The 13,163-nt window shown below is 66.2% G+C and carries 14 protein-coding genes; 3 read left to right on the top strand and 11 right to left on the bottom strand.

What is annotated here, in order from left to right:
- Positions 1–75: 75 nt before the first annotated feature.
- The 9 genes from AABA51_RS05855 to AABA51_RS05815 all read right to left on the bottom strand — a co-directional run bounded on the left by AABA51_RS05855 (position 76) and on the right by AABA51_RS05815 (position 8,239).
- Positions 76–1,419 carry a DNA-packaging protein gene (locus AABA51_RS05855; protein ID WP_338276456.1) on the bottom strand — a complete coding sequence of 448 codons (1,344 nt, stop codon included), beginning with the start codon at positions 1,417–1,419 and terminating at the stop codon, positions 76–78.
- On the bottom strand, positions 1,346–1,705 hold the full coding sequence (locus tag AABA51_RS05850) for a hypothetical protein (RefSeq protein ID WP_338275349.1): 360 nt from the start codon (positions 1,703–1,705) through the stop codon (positions 1,346–1,348). The genes AABA51_RS05855 and AABA51_RS05850 overlap by 74 nt, the downstream gene beginning before the upstream one ends.
- Positions 1,706–1,996: 291 nt before the next feature.
- A complete protein-coding gene (mltG, locus tag AABA51_RS05845; protein ID WP_338275348.1) occupies positions 1,997–3,160 on the bottom strand; it encodes an endolytic transglycosylase MltG in 1,164 nt (387 codons plus the stop codon).
- 7 nt (positions 3,161–3,167) lie between these two features.
- Positions 3,168–4,424 (bottom strand): beta-ketoacyl-ACP synthase II, encoded by a 1,257-nt coding sequence (gene fabF / locus AABA51_RS05840; RefSeq protein WP_338275345.1) that lies wholly within the window; start codon positions 4,422–4,424, stop codon positions 3,168–3,170.
- Positions 4,425–4,596: 172 nt separating this feature from the next.
- Positions 4,597–4,830 carry an acyl carrier protein gene (locus tag AABA51_RS05835; protein ID WP_277828576.1) on the bottom strand — a complete coding sequence of 78 codons (234 nt, stop codon included), beginning with the start codon at positions 4,828–4,830 and terminating at the stop codon, positions 4,597–4,599.
- Positions 4,831–5,038: 208 nt separating this feature from the next.
- Positions 5,039–5,776 carry a 3-oxoacyl-ACP reductase FabG gene (gene fabG / locus AABA51_RS05830; protein WP_338275340.1) on the bottom strand — a complete coding sequence of 246 codons (738 nt, stop codon included), beginning with the start codon at positions 5,774–5,776 and terminating at the stop codon, positions 5,039–5,041.
- A gap of 18 nt (positions 5,777–5,794) precedes the next feature.
- Entirely contained in the window at positions 5,795–6,364 is a 570-nt protein-coding gene (locus tag AABA51_RS05825; protein WP_338275337.1) for a hypothetical protein, read from the bottom strand.
- Positions 6,357–7,301 (bottom strand): ACP S-malonyltransferase, encoded by a 945-nt coding sequence (gene fabD, locus AABA51_RS05820; RefSeq protein ID WP_338276455.1) that lies wholly within the window; start codon positions 7,299–7,301, stop codon positions 6,357–6,359. The genes AABA51_RS05825 and fabD overlap by 8 nt, the downstream gene beginning before the upstream one ends.
- 83 nt (positions 7,302–7,384) lie before the next feature.
- Positions 7,385–8,239, bottom strand: a complete 855-nt coding sequence (locus AABA51_RS05815; RefSeq protein ID WP_338275334.1) for a hypothetical protein — start codon at positions 8,237–8,239, stop codon at positions 7,385–7,387.
- 270 nt (positions 8,240–8,509) lie between these two features.
- Between AABA51_RS05815 and rpsF the strand changes: the two genes are divergently transcribed.
- From rpsF to rplI, 3 genes are read left to right on the top strand one after another with little or no spacing between them, the layout of a single operon-like run.
- Positions 8,510–8,923 carry a 30S ribosomal protein S6 gene (gene rpsF / locus AABA51_RS05810; RefSeq protein WP_338275331.1) on the top strand — a complete coding sequence of 138 codons (414 nt, stop codon included), beginning with the start codon at positions 8,510–8,512 and terminating at the stop codon, positions 8,921–8,923.
- A 17-nt stretch (positions 8,924–8,940) separates the two neighbouring features.
- Complete coding sequence (gene rpsR / locus AABA51_RS05805; protein ID WP_338275330.1) at positions 8,941–9,168, top strand: 30S ribosomal protein S18; 228 nt, start codon at positions 8,941–8,943, stop codon at positions 9,166–9,168.
- Between the two features lie 12 nt (positions 9,169–9,180).
- Positions 9,181–9,771 (top strand): 50S ribosomal protein L9, encoded by a 591-nt coding sequence (gene rplI / locus AABA51_RS05800; RefSeq protein WP_338275327.1) that lies wholly within the window; start codon positions 9,181–9,183, stop codon positions 9,769–9,771.
- A gap of 231 nt (positions 9,772–10,002) precedes the next feature.
- On the opposite strand, the gene AABA51_RS05795 is transcribed toward rplI, so the two are convergent.
- Together AABA51_RS05795 and tig are read right to left on the bottom strand one after the other, a co-directional pair.
- Positions 10,003–11,511, bottom strand: a complete 1,509-nt coding sequence (locus AABA51_RS05795; protein ID WP_338275325.1) for a hypothetical protein — start codon at positions 11,509–11,511, stop codon at positions 10,003–10,005.
- 267 nt (positions 11,512–11,778) lie between these two features.
- Complete coding sequence (gene tig, locus AABA51_RS05790; RefSeq protein ID WP_338275323.1) at positions 11,779–13,104, bottom strand: trigger factor; 1,326 nt, start codon at positions 13,102–13,104, stop codon at positions 11,779–11,781.
- Positions 13,105–13,163: the final 59 nt, after the last annotated feature.

Raw genomic sequence — 13,163 nt, 5'->3', positions numbered from 1 at the left:
CCTGCCACTTTCCACGCCAAGGGGGGCCGCAACCCGCGACCGCAGCCTTCGTTCGTCTTCTTCGCCAGATCGGCCCTACAGCGCCCGGATCCGGGGCCGGGCGGCCCGCCCACCGGGCACCAGCAAGCCCTCGGTCACCGCCCAGACCAGCGCATCCACCCGGTCCGGACTGCCCCTGCCCTCGAACCCCCTCAGGCTCATCAGGCACATCTCGTCCTCAAGCGCGGCCAGAACGCCCAGGTGTCGCACCCGCCCCTGTTCATAAAGGGCGGCCACCGGCTCGGCCCGCGCGGTCTTGCCCTGGCTCGCCCGGACGCTGCGCAAATTCACATGCGGATCGACCTGCCGCATCAGCACCGCCACCAGGTCACCGCCCTGGTTCACCTCGGCCACCATCCGCACCGCCCCGTGCCGGTGATAGGCCGCCGCCGCCGCTTCCGCCCATTGCTTGGGGCTTGCCGCCGACACGCTCGCATCCTCCAGCACCACGGCCCGCCAATCATGCGGCGGCCCCTCTTCCACCACCGCCAGAACCACGATCCCGCAGGCATCCGATCCCGCATGTCCCGTCACCGGCGGATCGACCGCCACGATCACCCTTGCGCCCTCGGGCACGGCATCGGTCCGCAATCCATCCAGCCGCGCGCGCGTCCACAGCGCGTCCTCGGCATCCTCAAGCATCTCGCCATCCAGCTCCTGCCGCCCCAGCCGCGTCTGGCCGTAGCGCGCCCGCACCTCGCGCAGGAAACCGGGCGCCAGATGCGCGCGATTGGCCTCCGTCGCGGCCCGCGTCACCACCGTCCCCTCCCGCGCCAACAGCGCCTTGAGCAGCCCGATGTTGCGCGGCGTCGTCGTCACCACCTGCCGGGGCGCCTCCCCTAGCCGCAGCGCGAATTGCAGCATGTCCCATGTGTCCTGGCCCTTGGGCCATTTCGCCAGCTCGTCGCACCAGGCCGCATCGAATTGCGGCCCCCTCAGCGCTTCGGGGTCATGCGCGGAATAAAGCCGCGCCTCCGCCCCGTTGGGCCATTCCAACCGCCGCTCCCCCGCGATCCAGCGCGGGCACCGGTCGGGCGGAGAGCAGGCGATCAACCCGCTCTCCCCCTTCACCATCACCGCGAGCGCCTGGTCATAGGTCTCCCCCACCAGCGCCACGCGCCTTGCCCGTCCGGGGGCCGCAGGCGTCGGTCCCTCGACCATCGCCCGCACCCACTCCGACCCGGCCCGCGTCTTGCCCGCACCCCGCCCGCCCAGGATGACCCAGGTCAGCCAATCGCCCTCGGGCGGCAGCTGGTGGGGCAGCGCCCAGAACTCGAACAGGTAGGGCAGCGCCGCCAGCGCGCCGTCACTCAGCCCCGCAAGAAAGCTCTCCACCCTCTCCGGCGGCCCGGAGGCGAGCCAGCCTGCCGCGGATTTCAACCCGGGCAGCGTCAAGATCGAGCATTCCCCCCTCGGGTCCGGCCCCATATTTTCGGCTTCCTGCCTCACGCGCCTTCGCCTCCTGCTGGATGGCCAGTTGGAAGGCGGCGACAATCGCCTTCACCTCCTGGACCACCTCCCCCTCGCTCAGCTCTTCCTCTGCCGCGCGGGCCCGATCCAGCCGCCGTTCCAGCAACCGCGTTGCCGTCTCCAGCGCCTTCAACGCCTGCGCCGCGCTGCGTTCGGCACGAACCAGCCCCTCAGTCTCGTCAATGTCTTCGGTCATCGAACAAATCCCGTGTCCCAAAAAAACTCCCGGGCACGAGCAGCACATGGGCAGGCCGCGCGGGGCGTTTACCGTCCGGCGGACGGGTCTCACCCGGCAACGCATGAAAAAACGGCCACCGGGGCTAATCCCGAGGCCGTCGACCCATGTATTCCAGCATGCCCCATGAGATGCCATGGAGCGCTCGCGGGGTCAAGAAGTTTTTTCTTTACAAATGGTTAACGGGTTTTTCCCGCGTTAACGAACCGGCAAGAAAGGGGCCGGATCGTCAAGCCTTCCTTAACCATTGCCTCACTGGCGCTGCGCCTCGCGCTCCGCCTCGATCCGCCGCCAGACCGCGACGTTCCGGTTGTGCTCTTCCAGCGTCTCGGCAAAGGCATGTCCGCCCGTCCCATCCGCCACGAAAAAGATATAGGGGCTCCCGTCCGGGTTCACCGCCGCCTCGATCGCGGCCCGCCCCGGATTGGCGATGGGCGTCGGCGGCAACCCGTCGATTACATAAGTATTCCAAGGGGTTTCCGCCCGAAGCTCACTCGCCCGGATCCCCCGCCCCAGCACGCCGCGCCCCTCGGTGATGCCATAGATCACCGTCGGATCGGTCTGCAAACGCATGCCCCGGTTCAGCCGGTTCACGAACACGCTCGACACCATCCGCCGCTCATCGGGAACGCTCGTTTCCTTCTCGATGATGGAGGCCAGGATCAAGACCTCTTCCGGGCTTGCCAACGGCAGCCCATCTTGCCGGTTCGCCCAGGCGTCGGCCAGAATTTGTTCTTGGTTTTCAATCATCTGGTCGATGATTTCCTGACGGTCCTGTCCCCTCCGCACCTCGAACGTATCGGGCGCCAGCATGCCTTCGGGCGGAATTTCCGCGATCTCTCCCGACAGGAAATCCGCCATCCGCAAGCCTTCGACGATCTGCCAGGATGTCAGACCCTCGGGAACCGAGACGCGATAGGCAATCGGCGTGCCGCTGTCGACAAGCTCCGCGTAGACCTCGGGTATGCCGTTTTCATAAGCGAAATCAGCCAGTTCCACGACCTCACCCGTCCCCGGAACCCGCTCGCGCAAGCGCAACTCGCCGGTGCCCGCCAGCTGCAGGACATAGGTCGCCGTATAGCGGAACTGCGACGGCCCGCCCGCCGTCACGATCTCCAGCACCTCCTCCATGGAGGCACCCGCCGGGATCTCGTAGCTGCCGAAGCGCAGCTGTTCGGCCATGCCGGAATATTCCGCGCCCAGCCGAAAAAGGATGGATGAAGAAACCGCGCCAAGCTCTTCAAGATCCTCGGAAACCCGGCGCAGACTCGCGCCGCGTGGCACTTCGAAAAACACCGGCTCCGCCAAAGGACCCGCCGCCCGAAACTCTCTCTGCCCCCAGGCGATCGCGCCCGCCAGCGCGATGAAGAGGACGATCAGAAAGCTCATGCCATTGGCGGCGACACTCTTCCACATGAACCGTTTACACCCGCCCCATGATCAGACAGGCATTGGTTCCGCCAAAGCCGAAGGAATTGGACTGCACCACGTTGATCTCACCCTTCTGCGCAGCATTGGCGCACAGGTTGATCGCGGTCTCGGCCGCCACGTTGTCGAGGTTGATGGTCGGCGGCGCGATCTGGTCGCGGATCGCAAGGATCGAAAAGATCGCCTCGATCGCACCGGCCGCGCCCAGCAAATGCCCGGTCGCCGATTTTGTCGATGACATCAACACCTTGGCCGCGTGATCGCCCATCAGACGCTCGACCGCGCCCAGCTCGATCGTATCGGCCATGGTCGATGTGCCATGCGCATTCACGTAATCCACGTGCGACGGCTCCAGCCCCGCCCGCTTCAACGCCGCGCGCATCGCGCGTTCCGCACCCTCGTGATCGGGCGGCGGCGCGGTGATGTGATAGGCATCGCCCGACAGACCATAGCCCAGGATCTCGGCATAGATCTTGGCCCCGCGCGCCATGGCGTGTTCGTATTCCTCGAGCACGACAACGCCCGCGCCCTCGCCCATGACGAAGCCGTCGCTGTCGGCATCCCAGGGGCGGCTCGCCTTTTGCGGCTCGTGGCCCCGCTTGGTGGACAGCGCCTTGCAGGCGTTGAACCCCGCGATCCCGATCTCGCAGATCGGGCTTTCCGCGCCGCCCGCGATCATCACCTCGGCATCGCCCCACTGGATCAGCCGCGCCGCATCGCCGATGGCATGCGCGCCCGTCGAACAGGCGGTGACGACCGCGTGGTTGGGTCCCTTGAACCCGTAGCGGATCGACACCTGGCCCGATATCAGGTTGATCAGCGCGCCCGGAACGAAGAAGGGCGAAACCCGCCGCGGTCCCTTTTCCTTGAGCGTGATCGAGGTGTCGGCGATGGAGGACAGCCCCCCGATCCCCGACCCGATCAGAACGCCCGTGCGCTCGCGATCCTCGGTGCCCTCGGGCATCCAGCCCGAATCCTCGACGGCCTGCACGGCGGCGGCCATCCCGTAGAGGATGAAATCATCGACCTTGCGCCGTTCCTTGGGCTCCATCCAGTCGTCGGGGTTGAAGGTCCCGTCGCTGCCGTCGCCCAAGGGCACCTCGCAGGCATAGGTCGTGGCCAGGTGGCTGGCGTCAAAGCGCGTGATCGTGCCCGCGCCCGATTGCCCGGCCAACAGCCGTTCCCAGGTCTTTTCCACCCCGGAGGCCAAGGGCGTCACCAACCCCAGCCCCGTCACAACCACTCGCCGCATGCTGCCCAGCCCCTTCGTCACAGGTCTTGCCCTGGCCGTTCTGATACCGCGCAGGGCGCGCCTTGCGCAATCCCTCCGGCCCGCAGCACCGGCAGATCACCGCTTGGCCCGAATGGAAACGGCCCCCGCATCGCTGCGAGGGCCGCGCCCGATACCGTCACCGGATGCGCGATTACTGCGCGTCCTTGATGAACTTCACGGCGTCGCCGAAGGTCTGGATCGTCTCGGCGGCGTCATCGGGAATCTCGATGCCGAACTCTTCTTCGAAAGCCATGACCAGCTCGACCGTGTCGAGCGAATCCGCGCCGAGGTCGTCGATGAACGAAGCGTTCTCCGTCACCTTGTCCTCTTCCACGCTCAGGTGCTCAACCACGATCTTCTTCACGCGCTCTGCGATGTCGCTCATCTTCATCCTCGTTCGTTGCGGCCCCGCTCGTCATCCGGCGCCTTCGTTTGCGTTCTGCCTCTCGGGCCGCTCATCGGATGCCGGGCGACATGCCCGACCTTCTCCTGCCGAAAACGCGACGCCCCCGGCAAAATCTGCGCCGCCTATAGCATAGAAACAAGCAAGCGCAACGGCCTTCGCGTCACCCTTGCCCGCTCGTCCGCGGCGCTCAGATCATCGCCATGCCGCCATTCACGTGCAAGGTCGTGCCGGTGACATAGCCCGCTTCGGGGCTGGCGAGGTAGAGGGCTGCCGCCGCGATCTCGTCGGCATGGCCCATGCGGCCCGCCGGGATCTGGGACAGGATCTTGCCCTTCTGATCCTCGTTCAGCTTGTCGGTCATGGCCGTCTCGATGAAGCCCGGCGCGATGCAATTCACCGTGATGCCCCGGCTCGCCACTTCGTAGGCAAGGCTTTTGGACATGCCGACCATCCCGGCCTTGGAGGCGGCGTAATTGCCCTGACCGGGATTGCCCGTGGCCCCCACGACCGAGGAAATGTTCACGATCCGGCCCCAACGCGCCTTCATCATGCCGCGCAGAACACCCCGGCACAGCCGCATGGTGGAGGTCAGGTTGACCTCGATCACCTGCGCCCATTCCTCGTCGGACATGCGCATGAACAGGTTGTCGCGCGTGATGCCCGCATTGTTCACAAGGATATCGAGCGCGCCCATCGCCTCGACGGCCTGTTTGGGCAGCGCCTCGACCGCCGTGGCATCGCCAAGGTTGCAGGGCAGGACATGCGCCCGCCCGCCCAGCTCGGCGGCCAGCGCCTGAAGCGGTTCCACCCGCGTACCGGACAAGGCCACGGTGGCACCCGCGCCATGCAGCGCCCGTGCGATCGACGCCCCGATCCCGCCCGATGCGCCCGTCACCAGCGCCGATTTTCCTGTCAGGTCGAACATTTCCGCCCCTTTCCCGTGTCAGTTACGCGTCAGACCAAAGCGCGCGATATCGGCTTCGGTCAGGATGTATTGCGCGCCCGATGCGCGCGTTTCGGACATGAAGTCCGCGAAATCGGGCGCGCCCAGCACGGCCTCGACATAGCGCAGCCTGTCGCCCTCGGCGGCGGTGCTCTGGTCGACGGCCACGCCCGCCTGTCGCTGCGCCGCATCGCTTTGCAAGACCAGCGCGCCCCCCGCCATGCTGCGCGTCGCGCCCCCCAGAAACAGGAAGATCGCGTCGTTGACCACCTGCCCCTCGACCCGCGTTTCCAGCCCTGCGGACCGAATCAAGCGGCCCATGCCGGTGACCCAGTTCACGTCATCGGCACCGGGGATATCGCCCAGCGCCAGAACCGTGAGACCGGTGTTTTCCTCGAGCAGCCGGTCCAGCCGATCCGCCGCCGCCCCCGAGACCGGGCCGGACATGTGCAGGACCGCCCCCTCGACCCGAAAGGCCGTGGCGCCCGTGTCCATCATGCGCACCAGCACCACGCCCCCCGCGCCCAGCGCAAGGACCACACCCAGCGCAAGGCCCAGACGTTTAAGCATTCTTGAAGCTTTCGGCGGCGGCCTGCACCTCGGCGGCCGTGCCGATGCCGCGCGTCTCCACCTCGCGGGCGATGCGCTTGACCATGCCGCTCAGCGCCTTGCCCGCGCCGATTTCCCATGTCTCGGTCACGCCATTGGCGGCCATCCATTCCACGCTTTCGCGCCAACGCACGCGGCCCGTGACCTGATCGACCAGACGCGCGCGGATCGCATCGGGATCGCGCGAGGCTTGGGCGGTGACATTGCCCACCAGCGGCACGGCGGGCGCGTGGAACGCGACATTGGCCAGCGCCTCGGCCATGGCTTCGGCGGCAGGCTGCATCAGCGCGCAATGGAAGGGCGCGGAGACGGGCAAAAGCAGCGCGCGCTTGGCCCCATGCGCCTTTGCGATCTCGACCGCGCGCAGAACGGCGGCGTGATGGCCCGAGATCACGACCTGCGCCGGATCGTTGTCATTGGCGGCGGTGCAGACCTCGCCTTGCGCCGCCTCTTCGGCGACTGCCATCACGGCGGCGAAATCAAGGCCGAGGATCGCGGCCATCGCGCCCTCGCCCGCCGGAACGGCGGCCTGCATCGCCTCCCCCCTCAGGCGCAGAAGCCGGGCTGCATCCGCAACGCTCAGCGCACCTGCGGCGCAAAGCGCCGTGTATTCCCCCAGCGAGTGGCCCGCGACGAAAGCGGCCTCGGTCACCTCGACCCCTTCGGCCTTGAGGGCGGCCATGGCCGCCATCGAGGTCGCCATCAAGGCGGGCTGGGCATTGCGGGTCAGGGTCAGCGTCTCCTGATCCCCCTCCCAGATCAGCGCCGAAAGCTTTTCGCCAAGCGCCGCATCCACCGTGTCGAACACCTCGCGGGCGGCCGGATAGGCCTCGGCCAGATCGCGGCCCATGCCGATGGTCTGCGCCCCCTGTCCGGGGAAGAGAAAGGCTTTCGTCATCATGTCCCTCAGCGTCACCTGTCGGGACGGGCTACCCCATGGTCGCCCTTTGCGCAACGCCGGAGGGTGGCCCGCGCACCGCCTCAGGGGTGGCGGACCACGATGTTGTCGATCACCACATCCGTCGCGACCGTGGCCGAGGCCCATGCGTTGGTGAAGCGGATCACGACCTGCGGCGTCATGGGCGTGAACGGTATCGTGACATTCTCCGTCTGTCCGTTGCCGAGCAGACGCCAATCGACGATCGCATGCAGACCGGTCGAATTGAGGACCTCGGCCATCAGCAGGTGATCGCCCAGGCCCGATCCGTTTTCCCAGGCCGTGTAGGTCAGGACATAGGGCAGCCCCGGTTCGACCGTGATGGTCTGGGAGATGCTGCTGCCCACCCCGCGGTTCTGCGCGTTGAAGGCAAGCCCCTGATCATAGACCAGAAGTCCGCCGACCGGGTCGGACAATGTCCAACCCGTCGTATCGCCGGTCGCGAAATCGCCGTTCGTCACGATGGACGCGGGCGGAGGGGGCGGCGGCGGGGGTGGCGGCGGTGGTGGTGGTGGCGGCGGCGGCGGTGGCGGCGGCGGCGGTTCCGGCTCCGGTTCGGGTTGGGGCTCGGGTTCCGGCACCGGTTCCGGCTCCGGTTCCGGTTCAGGCGTCGGATCGACGACGGGGATGATCGGCACGACCGGCGGTTCATTTGACCAGAACTCGCTCGGCAACGCATCGGGCGGCGTTGCCCAGGAGGCGTTGAAATAGGGGTTTTGCACCTCGTCCCGCACGGATTGGCTGAAACCGCGCGCGCCATCCGTCCCGACATCGAGCGCGATGACAGCAGCGCCTGTCGCAAAGGCCGCGACGATCACCCAATCCACGGTCGCAACGCCCCGGCTGTCGCGGGCAAAGTCCGCAAGCGGGTCGGAAAGGGGGCGAAGGATACGAATCATCCGGGTTTCGAGCCTTTGGCGTATCGGGGCAGGTCCTGATCCCGCTCTTGGCCCGCAGGCTTGTTGAAAATATGGCGCTTGCTGGGACAGATTTGGATGCCGCCCGCCCGTTTTGCGCCCTGCGGCTCTTGCCACGCTGATCCACGGCGTCTATAGCCCGGCAGTCTCCGCCGCAGTTCATCCTGATCGGCGATCTACCTCGTGGTCCGGGGGGCGGAGATGCGAATGCCCCGGCCTTTGAAAGACGCCCGTAACAGAACTGGAGCTTCCATGCCTCTCTACGAGCATGTGATGATCGCGCGCCAGGACCTTTCCGGCACGCAGGCCGAGGGCCTGATCGAACACTTCGGCACCGTCCTGTCGGACAATGGCGGCAAGGTGGTCGAAAGCGAATACTGGGGCCTCAAGACGATGGCCTACAAGATCAACAAGAACCGCAAGGGCCATTACGCCTATATCCGCACCGACGCGCCTTCGGCCGCCGTGCAGGAGATGGAGCGTCTGATGCGCCTGCACGAAGACGTCATGCGTGTCCTGACCGTCAAGGTCGACGCCCACGAGGAAGGCCCCTCGGTCCAGATGCAGAAGCGCGACGAGCGCGACCGCGGGGATCGTGGTGACCGCGGCGATCGCGGTGACCGGGGTGATCGTGGCGACCGCGGCGAACGCCGCGAACGCCGCTGAGAGGAAGGAACACGAAAATGGCAGCAAAACCGTTTTTCCGTCGTCGCAAGTCCGATCCGTTCGAGGGCGAAGGCGCCCCCAAGATCGACTACAAGGACGTTCGCCTGTTGCAGCGCTACATTTCCGAGCGCGGCAAGATCGTCCCCTCCCGCATCACCGCCGTCGGTGCCAAGAACCAACGCAAACTGGCCCAGGCCATCAAGCGTGCACGGTTCCTGGCCCTTCTGCCCTATTCCGTGAAGTAAGGAGACGATCCGATGGAAGTCATCCTGCTCGAACGCGTGGCCAAGCTGGGCCAGATGGGCGAGGTCGTGACCGTCAAGGACGGCTACGCCCGCAACTACCTTCTGCCGCAGAAAAAGGCCCTGCGCGTCAATGACGCCAACCTCAAGGCCTTCGAATCGCAGAAGGCCCAGCTCGAGGCGCGCAATCTCGAGACCAAGAAAGAGGCCGAGGCCCTTGCCGCCCGTCTGGACGGCCAGCGCTATGTCATCATCCGTTCGGCCTCCGACGCCGGTGCGCTCTACGGGTCGGTCACGCCCCGTGACGCGGCCGATGCCGCGGCCGAGGCCGGCATCACCGTGGACCGTCGCCAGGTCCAGATGACCAAGCCGATCAAGGAACTGGGCCTGCACGAAGTGCTCGTCGTCCTCCATCCCGAGGTCGAGGTCACCATCGTGCTGAACGTCGCCCGCTCCGTCGAAGAAGCCGAGCTTCAGGCTTCGGGCAAGTCGATCCAGGAACTGGCCGCCGAAGAAGAAGCGGCAGCCGATTTCGAGATCGCCGAATTGTTCGACGATATCGGTGGCGCACAGAACGACGACGAGGGCGACAGCCGCGAAGGCTGATCCCCGAGACGCTCGCGAAAATCTCAGGCCGCATCCACCGGGTGCGGCCTGTTTCTTTGTCCGGAACCGACCCGGGTTGGGCCTGATGCACCAGCCGCCCGGCCCTCACCCCGCTCCGGGGCTGGCCCGGTTGGTCGTCCGGCCTGATCTGGCTGGCGCGCGGGATGCACCCGGAAACGAAAAGACCCCCGGCCTGGCCGGGGGTCTTCTCAGTCTCGCGGGGAAAGCCTGTCAGCTGTGCCAGGTTTCCAGCTCGATCGTCGCCGGGCAGGACGTGCCGCTGTAGCTGCCGACCCAGACATCGACGCGACCGTTCAGCATGAACATGTTCGTCAGGTCCAGCCGCGGGTTCAGGTTCCCGTTCGAATCGTCATCGAGGAACCACTGGCCATCCGGCGTCCGCACCAGAAGGACGGTATCGCACGAGGCCTCGCCCTCGATCTCGAGCCGCCCGTATTCCTGCATCCCCGACAGGAAGAAGCTGAAATTGGGCTGTGCGTTGAAATAGCCGGTGCTGAACACGGGCAGGCCGCAGGCGCTCAACTGCTGGCTGCCGCTGGCGGTGGTGAAGTAATCTGTCGGGCTATAGAGCGCCGAACCGGTCGTGCTCACCGGCACACCCTGCATCGACGGGTTCGGGCAGCCGCCCATCATCATCCCCCCGCCTTGCGGCATGGTCGATGCGGTGCGGAAGGTGATCGTGCCCTGGCAGGCCGAGGACCCGAAACCGCCAACCCAGATATCGACCTTGCCGTTCAGGGACGCCCCGTCCACCACGAGCTGCGGCTGCAGACCATTGGTGTCGTCGTTGAAATGCCACTGGCCAAAGGCGTCGCGCATCAAGAGCGTGGGATCGCAATCCGACGCGATATCCGTGGTCAGCTGGAACCCGGCCATCTGCGACAGGTAAAGGGTGAAACTCGGCGCCTCGGTCGCGCTGCCCCAGGCGTCAATCCCCGGGCAGCCCGAGAGGTCATGCGGCCCGCCCACCGTCGCCATATAGGCCTGCGGCTGCAACAGCTGCGCGCCGACAAGCGTCAGCGAGGGGCCGACCATGTTGGGGTTGGGGCAGATCGCGACCGGTACCGGCATCGGGGCCGGGGCCGGCGCGGGAACCGGCACCGGCACGGGCACCGGCTGCGGGGTCTGCACGGTCTGCGGCATCTGCGGCTGCGGCACGATCGGCGCAGGCGTGCCGGGCAAGGGCGGCGGCATCGTCGTGGCCACATTCGCACCGGGTGCCGGACCGGTCGAGGGCGCGCTTACGGGCGGTGCGGCATCGGCCTGGGCCAGCGTCAGGCTGGCGGCGCAATCGCCCCCCGCAAAGGTGCCGAGCCAGACATCGACCTGCCCCTCGAGCGCGGCCCCAGCGGGGATCGTCAGGCGCGGATCGAGATTGCCGTTCGCGTCATCGTTGAAATGCCACTGGCCATCGGCCGTGTTCACCAGCATCGCCGCATCACAGTCGGAAGTGACGGCCAGAACGACATCCTGCGGGAAACCCGCCTCGACGACAAAAGAATAATCGGGCGCGGAGCGGAACTGGCCAAAGCCGAGCATCCCCAAACCGCATTGATCAAGACGGTTCTCGCCGCCCGCGCTCAACATCACGTTCATGGGGCTGGCCAATTGCCCCGCCCCGAGATTGGTCGCGCCTTGCGACATGTTCATGGCAGGACAGGCCACCGCAGCGGTGGTGCCTGCCAGCCCGGCAAGAAGAGTGAATACCAACAGACGCATGGAATGTTCCTCCAGCTGATGCTCCGGCCCTGCTCATGCTGCGGGCCCATTGCGCGACTGTGCGGAGCCTAGATCACGCCCGGTGCACGCCGGAATTGCGGGAAACCTGACCCTGCCGTCCCCGAAACCTTACGCCCGGACCGGGGCTTGCGCTAGAAAAACCATGCGCATGCAAGCAAATGGCCCGCCCGAACGGAAAAGGGCGGCCCGCAAAGGCCGCCCCTCTCGTCTTGAAACCGGATCGTCGCGCCCGCAAGCGCGGCAGGATCACTCGTCTTCCAGCGCGTCGACCGCAGCTTTCAGATCGTCCTTGGTGATTTCCTTTTCCGTCACCTCGGCCAGTTCGACGATGAAGTCGACGACCTTGTCCTCGAAGAGCGGCGCGCGGATCTGCTGCTGCGCGGCCTGGTTGGACTGGATGAACTCGAAGAAGGCGCGTTCCTGGCCCGGATACTGGCGGGCCTGCATCATGATGGCCTGCGTCATCTCGGCGTCGGAGACCTTGACCTCGTTCTTCTGACCCAGTTCGGCCAAGAGAAGGCCCAGCTTCACGCGGCGCACGGCCAGCTTGGTGTGCTCTTCGGTCGGGGTGATCTCGGGGTGGTCGTGGCCGTGCACATCGGGGTTTTCCTCGTGCCACAGCTGATGCGCGATCTGACCCGCCTCGGCCTCGACCAGCCGCGAGGGCAGATCGAAGGTCACGAGCGTGTCCAGTTGGTCCAGCAGGCTGCGCTTGAGCACCTGGCGCGCGGCGCCGGTGTATTCGGCGGCCATGCGCTCGGAAATCTGGCCCTTCAGCGCCTCGAGGCTTTCGGCACCGTATTTCTTGGCCAGCTCGTCATCGACCTCGGCCGGAACGGGCTTTTTGACTTCCTTGACGGTCACGTCGAAGGTCACCGCCTTGCCCGCCAGATGCTCGGCACCATAGCTTTCGGGGAAGGTCACTTCGATCACCTTCTCCTCGTCCTTCTTCAGGCCGACGAGCTGCTCTTCGAAGCCGGGGATGAAGGAGCCCGAGCCCAGCACCAGCGGGTAATCCTCGGCCGCGCCGCCGTCAAAGGGTTCGCCATCCAGCTTGCCCAGGAAATCGATCACGACCTGGTCGCCATCGGCGGCCTTGCCCTTCTTGGTCTCGAAATTCTGCGCATTCTCGGCGAGGTTCTTGAGCGCCTCGTCGATATCGGCATCCGACGGCTTGGCGACGAGCTTTTCCAGCTTCACGGCCTTGAAGTCGATCGCGGGGATCTCGGGCAGCTTTTCGTAGGACATGGAAACGACGATATCGTCGCCTTCCTTCCAGTTCTCGTTGATCATCTTGACGTCGGGCTGCATCGCCGGACGGTCGCCGCTGGCGGTCAGATGGTCCTGCATCGCGCCATCGACGGCTTCCTGCATCGCTTCGCCCAAAAGACGGGGGCCGAACTGCTTGCGCAGAAGCGCCATCGGGACCTTGCCCTTGCGGAAGCCCTTCATTGCCACTTCGGGCCGCGCCTCTTCCAGCTTCTCGCTCACGCGGGCGTCAAGATCGGCCCCGGTGATGGTGATCTGGTATTCGCGCTTGAGGCCCTCGGCCAAGGTCTCGGTGATCTGCATCGCATCCTCACGAAAGTCGGGGCCGGACCGGGCAGCATCCTGCGACCCGGGACAACCCG

Source organism: Roseicyclus marinus (assembly GCF_036322625.1).
GTDB lineage: Bacteria > Pseudomonadota > Alphaproteobacteria > Rhodobacterales > Rhodobacteraceae > Roseicyclus > Roseicyclus marinus_A.
This window is presented reverse-complemented; position numbering and strand designations above follow the sequence as displayed.